The 9,038-nt window shown below is 68.7% G+C and carries 7 protein-coding genes; 6 read left to right on the top strand and 1 reads right to left on the bottom strand.

Going from position 1 to position 9,038, the window contains the following annotated elements:
* The 6 genes from HMPREF0043_RS02445 to hemQ all read left to right on the top strand — a co-directional run.
* Positions 1–752: electron transfer flavoprotein subunit alpha/FixB family protein (locus HMPREF0043_RS02445; RefSeq protein ID WP_021601248.1), on the top strand; the 752-nt coding region annotated here is incomplete at its 5' end.
* Between the two features lie 5 nt (positions 753–757).
* Complete coding sequence (locus HMPREF0043_RS02440; RefSeq protein WP_021601247.1) at positions 758–2,056, top strand: FAD-dependent oxidoreductase; 1,299 nt, start codon at positions 758–760, stop codon at positions 2,054–2,056.
* Position 2,057: 1 nt separating this feature from the next.
* Positions 2,058–2,351 carry a ferredoxin family protein gene (locus HMPREF0043_RS02435; protein ID WP_021601246.1) on the top strand — a complete coding sequence of 98 codons (294 nt, stop codon included), beginning with the start codon at positions 2,058–2,060 and terminating at the stop codon, positions 2,349–2,351.
* A 198-nt stretch (positions 2,352–2,549) separates the two neighbouring features.
* Positions 2,550–4,979, top strand: coding sequence for a phosphoketolase family protein (locus HMPREF0043_RS02430; protein ID WP_021601245.1), 2,430 nt, complete (start codon positions 2,550–2,552; stop codon positions 4,977–4,979).
* A 26-nt stretch (positions 4,980–5,005) separates the two neighbouring features.
* Positions 5,006–6,160, top strand: coding sequence for a ferrochelatase (locus HMPREF0043_RS02425; protein ID WP_084432071.1), 1,155 nt, complete (start codon positions 5,006–5,008; stop codon positions 6,158–6,160).
* A gap of 58 nt (positions 6,161–6,218) precedes the next feature.
* Complete coding sequence (hemQ, locus tag HMPREF0043_RS02420; RefSeq protein ID WP_021601243.1) at positions 6,219–6,950, top strand: hydrogen peroxide-dependent heme synthase; 732 nt, start codon at positions 6,219–6,221, stop codon at positions 6,948–6,950.
* 60 nt (positions 6,951–7,010) lie between these two features.
* Here the strand turns inward: hemQ and HMPREF0043_RS02415 are convergent, their stop codons facing one another.
* The gene (locus HMPREF0043_RS02415) at positions 7,011–8,813 is read right to left on the bottom strand and encodes an ABC-ATPase domain-containing protein (RefSeq protein ID WP_084432062.1); all 1,803 of its coding nucleotides are present in this window, start codon (positions 8,811–8,813) and stop codon (positions 7,011–7,013) included.
* Between the last annotated feature and the right edge of the window lie 225 nt (positions 8,814–9,038).

The following is a 9,038-nucleotide window of genomic DNA, read 5'->3' as shown; positions in this document are numbered from 1 at the left end:
TCGACCGGGTCGTCGACGTGCCCCTCGCCGAGGGCGTGCCCGCCGAGGCCGCCGCCCCCGCCGTGGCCGCCGCGGTCGCGGCCGAAGCCGGAGACGTCGTTCTCGCTGCCAACAAGCCCGCCGAGCGCGTGCTCGCCGGCGCGGTGGCCGCGCGGCTCGGGGCTCCCTACCTCCACGGGCTCAAGGAGATCGGGCAGGGCAGCGCCGAGCTCTCCCGCTTCGGCGGCATCGCGCTGGAGACCGTCTCCTTCGACACCGCGGTGGTCGCCGTGCTCGACGGCGGGGCGGCGCCCGAGGGCGAGGCGCCGGCAGCCGAAACCGCCTCCGGCGAGTACTACGAGGCGACCGTCACCGGCCAGGACAAGGTCGACGTCTCCTCGGCCAACCTGGGTTCGGCGAAACGCATCGTCGCGGCCGGGCGCGGTTTCAAAGCCAAGGAGGACCTCAAGCTCGCCGAGGAGCTCGCCGCCGCGATCGGCGCCGAGCTCGCCTGCTCCCGTCCGCTGGCCGAGGGCGCCGATTGGATGAGCGCGGACCGCTACGTCGGCGTCTCGGGGCAGTCCGTCGCCCCCGACCTGTACATCGCCGTGGGCATCTCCGGCCAGATCCAGCACACGGTCGGCATGGTCGACTCGAAGGTCGTCGTCGCCGTCAACAACGACGACAAGGCCCCGATCTTCGAGGGCGCCGACTACGGTATCGTCGCAGACCTGTACGAGGCCCTGCCAGCCATCGTCGAGGCCGCGAAGTAGGCGCGATGTCCGAGGAGAACTACGATTTCGACGTCATCGTGGTCGGCGGTGGCGTTGCCGGAGCGGTGTGTGCGCACCAGCTGGCGAAGGACGGGCGGGAAGTCCTGCTCATCGAGCGCGGAGTGGAACCCGGCTCGAAGAACCTTTCCGGCGGAGTGTTCTACTGCCGTGTCATGCAGGAGGTGTTCCCGGATTTCGTCGAGGAGGCGCCGGTGGAGCGGCGCATCACCCGCAACTGCCTGAGCTTCCTCAACCCGGCGAGCTTCGTCAACGTCGACTACTGGGACGCGCGGCTGGCCGAACCGGTCAACGCCGTGACCGTTCTGCGCGCCAAGCTCGACCCGTGGCTGGCCGAGCAGGCCGAGGAGGCCGGCGCCACCGTCATGCCGGGGGTCAAGGTCGACGGCCTCATCCGCGAGGGCAGCCGGTTCGTCGGCGTCCGGGCGGGGGAGGACGAGCTGCGTGCGAGAGCGGTCGTCGCCGCCGACGGCGTCAACTCCTTCATCTCGCGCGGCGCCGGCATCCGCGCCAAGGAACCGATGGCCAACCTCGCGGTGGGCGTCAAATCCGTCATCGGCTTGGACGAGGAGACGATCCGGGGCCGCTTCAACCTCACCGGGGACGAAGGCGCAGCCTACGCGGTGGTCGGCGACTGCACCGAGGGCGTGGCCGGCGGCGGATTCATGTACACGAACAGGGAGTCCGTCTCCATCGGCATCGTCGCGCGCCTGGACGATCTGGCGAAGAAAGGCAAGTCCTCCTCGGACCTGCACGACCACTTCCTCTCCCACCCGGCGATCGCGCCGTTCCTCGAAGGCGGCGAACTCCTCGAATACGGCTGCCACCTGGTCGCCGAAGGCGGCGAGAAGATGCAGCACGACCTGGTCCGCGACGGACTGGTCGTCATCGGCGACGCCGCGGGATTCACCCTCAACACCGGCTTCACGGTGCGGGGAATGGACCTCGCCGCGGGTTCCGCGCTCGCCGCCGCCAAGGCCGTCGGCCGGGCGCTGGAGGCGGGGGACTGCGGCCGAACCTCGCTGGAGCGGTACATCGAGGAGTACGAGTCGACCTTCGTGGGCAAGGACATGTCGACCTTCGCCAAGGCTCCGGCGTTCCTGGAGAACGAGGAGATGTACGGGCAGCTGGGCGAGCTCCTCGCCGACGTTCTGCACGGGGTGTACAACCTCGACCTGACTCCGCGCAGGCACATCCTGCCCACGGCCTACGGGGCGTTCAGGGCGTCGGGGCTGAAGATCCGCCGGCTCGCCAGAATCGGTTACCAAGCAGTGAGGGCATTGTGACATGGCTGACTACCTAGGAAGCGTCCAGTCGCGGCTGGGCAGGAACGTCTACGAGGTGGACGAGGGGAACTCCCACATCACCGTCAACCAGGAGATCGCCAAGGCGACCGGCACGGGCAAGCTCCTCGTGCGCGTGTGCCCGGCCCACGTCTACTCCGAGGAGCCCGACGGCACCATATCGGTTGAGTTCGCCGCATGCCTGGAGTGCGGCACGTGCCTGGCGGTGGCGGCCCCCGGGGCTCTGACCTGGCACTATCCGCAGGGATCCATGGGCGTCATGTTCCGAGAGGGCTAGAGGCGCCGTGGGGTGCGGGGCGGAGAGGGCTGTGCCCGGCTCTGCCCCGTTCGCCGCCTGGGGCTCTTCGGCCGTCGGCGCCGAGTCGGAGGCGGCCGAGGGACTTTCCGCCCGTTGCGACACGTGAGCTTGACCCTAGGTATCGCGGTGGGAGTGCGAGACAATTGAACGGCAAGCGTCAAACGCATAGGAGTGGACATGACCGTTGCATCCGATAGGGCCCCTCGCGATCTCACCCCGGAGATCCTCGAGTCCCTCATCCATCCGACCACCGCAGAGGTGGCGTCCATGGACGCCTGGTGGCGCGCCAACAACTACCTGACCGTCGGCCAGATATATCTCCAGTCCGAGCCCCTCGCCCCCGCGAAGCTGACCTTCGACGACATCAAGCCTCGACTGCTCGGCCACTGGGGGACGTCCCCGGGCCTGGCCTTCATCTACACCCACGTCTCCGATCTGGTGAAGAAGACCGACCAGGACGTCGTGTTCATCACCGGCCCAGGACACGGCGGTCCGGCCTTGGTGGGCGCTTCCTACCTGGAGGGTTCGTACAGTGAGATCTATCCGCGGGTCGGCCTCGACGAGGAGGGCATGACGCGGCTCTTCAGGCAGTTCTCCGCTCCAGGGGGCATCCCCTCCCACGTGTCCGTCACCACCCCCGGGTCCATCCACGAGGGAGGCGAACTCGGATACGCCCTCGTGCACGCCTTCGGCGCGGTCTTCGACAACCCCGACCTCCTGGCCGTCGCGGTGGTCGGCGACGGCGAAGCGGAAACCGGTCCCCTGGAGGGATCGTGGAAGGGCATCTCCTTCGTCAACCCCGAACGCGACGGCGCCGTGCTGCCCGTCTTCCACCTCAACGGCGCGAAGATCGCCGGGCCCACCGTCCTGGGCCGCAAGGATCCCGAAGAGGTCCGCAACCTGTTCCGCGGGCACGGATACGAGCCCATCGAAGTCGAAGGCGAGGACGAGGGCATCCACTACCGCTTCGCCGAGGCCCTCGGCAAGGCGTATGCGCGCATCCGCGAGATCCAGGCCGACGCCCGAGCCGGCCGGCCGACGCCCGAGCACAACGGCGAGCGCCCCCGCTGGCCGATGATCATCCTGCGCACCCCCAAGGGGTGGACGGGGCCGCACGAGGTCGACGGCGTCGTGGTGGAGGGCACGTGGCGCGCCCACCAGGTGCCGCTGTCGGGCGTCAAGACCGACGCGGCGCACCTGGAGATCCTCAAGGACTGGCTCGCCTCCTACCGGCCCGGCGAGCTCTTCGACGCCTCGGGCCGCCCGACGCCCCTCGTCCTGGCCGCCAATCCCCGCGGCGACAAGCGGATGTCCATGATCCCGGCCGTCAACGCCGGAGTCCAGCGCGCCCTGAAGATCCGCGACCTCGCCGAATACGAAGTCGACGTGCCCTCGCCCGGCACCGTGCGGGCGGAGTCGACCCGCACCCTCGGCGCGATGATGCGCGACATGTACGCGGACAATCCCGACGGCTTCCGGCTCTTCTGCCCCGACGAGACGAACTCCAACCGCCTGGGCGCCGTGTTCGAGGCCTCCGACCGGTGCTCGATGGAGCGAACCACCGACGCCGACGTCGCCATCTCGCGCGAGGGGCGGGTCATGGAGGTGCTCTCCGAGCACAACTGCCACGGATGGCTCGAAGGCTACGTTCTGACCGGGCGCAACGGCCTGTTCGCCTCCTACGAGGCCTTCGGCCTCATCTCCGCGTCGCAGACCATCCAACACGGCAAATGGCTCGAAGAGGCCGGCAAACTCGCCTGGCGCAAGCGCATCCCGAGCCTGAACATCCTGCTGTCCTCGACGTGCTGGCGCAACGACCACAACGGCTTCTCGCATCAGGGGCCGGGGCTCATCGACAACGTGCTCTCCCTGCGCGGCGAGGTCTCGCGGGTGTTCCTCCCGGTGGACGCGAACACCCTGGCCGTCGTGGCGCGCAACTGCTTCGAGTCGACGAACCGCGTCAACCTCATCGTCCAGGACAAGCAGCCCCAGCTGCAGTACCTGACGCTTCAGGAGGCCGAGGAGCACGTCGCCAGGGGCTACGGGATCTGGGACTGGTGCTCCAACGAGGGCCCCGGCGGCGAGGTCGACGTCATCCTCGGCTGCGCGGGCGACGTCGTGACGATGGAAGTCGTCGCGGCCGCCGAGATCCTGCGGCGCAAGCTCCCCGAGTTGAAGTTCCGCGTCGTCAACGTCGTCAACCTGACGAGCCTGGCGCGCCCGAAGGACGACCCCGTCGGGATGAGCGACATCGACTTCACCGAGCTGTTCACGGACACCCGCGACGTCGTCTTCGCCTTCCACGGATATCCGGGCGCCATTCACAAGCTCGTCCACGGCCGCCCTGACGCCGACCGCTTCCACGTGCGCGGCTTCATCGAGCAGGGGACGACGACCACTCCGTTCGACATGGTGGTCCGCAACCGGGCGGACCGCTACCACCTCGTGATGGACGCCATCAACAACTCCAAGCACAAGCCGCGGGGATCGGCCGACCTCAAGCGCTGGTGCCAGGCGAAGCTCGCCAGGCACGAGGAGTACAAGGTCGCCCATCTCAAGGACATGCCCGAGGTCGACGGCTGGCTCTTCGGAGACCCCCTCGACTGACGGCGCGCTGCGACTGGATGCCCGACATGTTCCCGGGAACGTCGCTCCGGCCCTACGACGCGGTTCTCCTCGTCTCATTCGGCGGGCCGGAAGGGCCGGACGACGTCCTCCCGTTTCTGCGGCGCGTAGCCGACGGCCGGGCGATACCCGAGTCCCGCTTGGAGGAGGTCTCCCGGCACTACCTCGCCTTCGGGGGAGTGAGCCCGATCAATTCGCGCAATCGCGCGCTCGTATCCTCCCTGCGCGCCGAACTCGACCGCCGGGGCGTCGACACCCCGATCGTCTGGGGCAACCGCAACTGGCACCCGTTCCTCGACGAGGCGCTGCTCGGACTCGCGGGGCGCGGGGCGCGCCGGATCCTCATGCTGCCCACATCCGCCTACGCCTGCTATTCGGGCTGTCGCCAGTATCGCGAAGACGTGGAGGGGGCGTTACGGCGAATCGGTTGGACGCCGCCGCCCGTCGTCGAGCGGACGCGGGTGTACTTCGATTCCCCCGGCTTCCTGGAGGCCAACGTGCAGGCGATCGTCGAGTCCTTCCTCCGGCTGGCGTCCGCCGGCGCCGATCTCGACCGGATCGACCTGGCGCTGGTCACCCATTCGATCCCGCTGGCGATGGAGAGGGGGTCGGGCGAGCCGGACAGGCCGGAGACCAGGTACACCGCCCAGCACGAGGCGCTCGCCCGAGTGCTCGTGCCGGAGGCGGCGCGCCGCCTCGGCCTGCGCCGCATCCGCTACGGCCTCGTCTTCTGCTCCCGCTCCGGCCCGCCCCATGCGCCGTGGCTGGAACCCGACGTCAACGAGTACTTGGGCAGGCTCGCGGCCTCGGGAGCGCAAGCCGTGTGCTGCGCGCCGATCGGATTCGTCTCCGACCACATGGAGGTCGTCTACGACCTGGACGTCGAGGCGAAGGCCACCGCCGACGGGCTGGGGCTCTCCTACGACCGGGCCGCCACGGCGGGGACCCACCCCGCCTTCGTCAGATCGCTGGCGGACCTGATGCTCGAACGGGCCGCCGTCGCGCGCGGCGAGGCCCTCGACGCCCCGCCCGCCTCCATCACGGACATCGGCCCGTGGCACGAGGAATGCCGCCCGGGCGCATGCCTGGAGCGGGAGGGGGACGTCCGCGTCGAAGCCGGCCGCGGACGGACGGCCTGTACGAGCTCCGGACCGGCCGCATAGAGTCGCCGCGCCGCCTGCGTTGCGGGCTGAACGGCGCACAGACAAAGGAGACAAGACAATGCGCGAACCCACCCCCGATCCGCGGGACGCAGCCGACGTCGACCCGGAGGCCGTGAACAGCGCTCTGCACTACGGCCTGACCTCGGTGTTCGCGACCGACGAGCCGCTGCCGGCGGATGCCCTGGAGCGGCGGCGACTCGCCGACGCGGCCGGCCAGGCCTGCGACGCTACGGGCGCCGTCACCAGAGGGTGGTATGACGTCGCCGCCTTCCGCGCCGACGCCGACCTGCTCGTCTGGTGGCTCGCAGACGACCCCCTGGTGCTCCAACGGGCCTACCGGGCGCTCGTCGCCTCCTCGCTGGGCGCCCGGCTGCGACCGGTGTGGTCGGTCATGGGCCAGCACACTCCCGCCGAGTTCAACAAGAGGCACATTCCCGCCTGCCTGGGCGGGGTCGCCCCCCGCGACTGGGTGACCGTCTACCCCTTCATCCGCTCCTACGAATGGTATCTGCTGCCCGCCGAGGAGCGTTCCCGCATCATGGCCGAGCACGGCCGCTCGGGCGCGCGGTTCCCCGATGTCAAGGGATCGACCCTGTCCGCCTTCGGCATGAGCGATTACGAGTGGATACTGGCCTTCGAGGCCGACAGCCTCGACAGGATCGAGGCCGTCCTCCACGGCCAGCGCTACACCGAAGCCAGGCTTCACGTGCGGGAGGACACCCCCTTCTACACGGGGCACAGGGTCAGCGTCCGGGATTGGGTGGACGCCCAGCGGCGGCGGGCGGTGTAGGGAAGGCGTCGAGGCCCGGCTGAACCGCTGAAGGCGCGTCTTCCCGAGCCCGTCCGCGTCTCAGGCCAGATACAGACCCCGATACCTGTTGAGGGCCGCACCGACGTCGATTCGCCGAGGGCGCACCAGGAACGCCGGATACTGCCTCAGCCCGTAGCGGGTCAGCGCGTCCAGCCCGTCCCGGTCGAGGATCTCCTCCAACTGGTCGAGCAGCTGCGGCAGATCGCTCCTGCCGTCCCCGACGTAGTCCAGCAGTCCGCGGAGGGCCCACGCGATGGTTTCGGTCTGCCCCGGCTCGACGATCTGCTCGACGTCCGACAGGTCCACGGTCTGGTCTCCCAGGAAGAGCTTGTCCAGCCCCGAAGCCTTGGTCTTGTGCCCCTCGACCTGCCCGGCGTCGCGAAGCGGCCGACGAGGCGCCTGGTCCAAAGGCCAGGGGAGTTCGAGGATCTCGCGAGGCTGCTCGGCGACGACGCGGCGCGCCCGCTCGGTGACGTCGAAGCAGCGGTAGGTGTCGAGCATGAGCACGCGGTCGGCGACGTCGAGGAGATCGCCCGAACCGCCCATGACGATTATCGTCGACACGCCCTTTCCATGCGCCAGGGAGGCGATCCGGTCGACGAGCGGCGTGATCGGCTCCTTGTCGGCCTCGACGAGCATGCGCATCCGCGCATCGCGGATCAGCAGATTCGTGGCGGACGTGTCCTCGTCGATGAGGAGGAGAGGCGTCTGGAGTTCGACGGCCTCGACGATGGCGGCGGCCTGCGACGTCGAGCCGGAGGCGTTCTCGCTGGAGAACGCGGTCGCGTCGCTGCCGTCGGGCAGATGCGTGATGAACGGCGAGACGTCCACGCCCGTCACCGCGCGCCCGTCGGCCGCCCGCACTTTGACGGCCTCGGGAAGGGCGGCGACCAGTTCGCGTCCGTCTCCGGGGACGTGAGCGTACACGCCGCGCTGGATGGCTCCCAGCAGGGTGGATTTGCCGTGGTAGCCGCCGCCGACGATCACGGTCACGCCCGGTTCGATCGCCAACCCGCGGACGACGCCGCTGTGGGGGAGCGTCACCTCCCTGCGCAGCGAATCGGGCGACTCGAAGGGAACCGCGCCTTCCAGAGGCTTCTGCGACACCCCCGAGCTGCGGGCCAGCACGGCGCCGTCGGCGACGAAGGCCACCCAGCCGTTCTCCTCGAGGGCGGCTTGCAGAGCCTTGTGGTCCTCGTAGGCGTGCACGTGTGCGCGCAGCGCCTCGAGGTAGCTTTCCTCCGCGTCGGGGGAGACCACCTCGAAGGTGTCGACGATGGCGTCGGGGACGTCCTTGTCGAAGATGGTCGCGGCCGTGTGTCCGAGGATCGAACGGTTCCGGGCCGGGAGCTGCACCTGGAACCTGAGCTCGACGCGGTCCTGCGTGACGGTGCAGGCCGAGCGCTCGAGGATCTCGGGACCCGTCCTGGCTATGCGTACGGCCCCTCCCGGGGCGTAGCGCTCGATCGACCGGCGAAAGGCCCGCACGAGGAAGTCCGCGACCGCCACCCGTTGATCGGGCGTGGCGATGAGGTCGAGCGGAAGCCCCATTTTCTTCGGAGTCGTCACGGCGTGCAGCGCCGACGGAGGAGCGAAGGGATCGGCCTGCACGCGGTCGATGCCCAGTTCGAAGTCCAGGTAATTCCAATCGCCGATCAGAGACTTGTAGGAGCTGTAATTTCTGCCGTCCAGCTGGTCTAAGGCGTCTACCAGTTCTTCATCCGTCCCGGATCTCCGATAGGGGATGTCCTTTCCTGCATGCCCCGCGTGCGATGACACGCCCCTGTTGTTGGAACTGTAGTTTGTAAAACGATGATGTGTGGGATCAGGCTTGGGTATCATCTGTTATTTTACGCTTCCTCAAACTTCTAACGTCGATAGCTGACATCTATCTTTGACATCCTTTGTGTGGCATGCACTGGTCGAAACCGGGAAACAAATTCCACGGAGACCGACTTTACCATGGATGGGAGTACTCTACTCATACGCCGGTCGTATTGACGCGTACGGAGGAGCGGAGACGGCCGATGCGGGAAGGGGCGGGTGGGACGACGACGTCGTCCCACC

Source organism: Actinobaculum sp. oral taxon 183 str. F0552 (assembly GCF_000466165.1).
Taxonomy (GTDB): Bacteria; Actinomycetota; Actinomycetes; order Actinomycetales; family Actinomycetaceae; genus Peptidiphaga.
The sequence above is the reverse complement of the archived record's forward strand: the minus strand, read 5'-3'. Positions and strand labels throughout refer to the sequence as shown.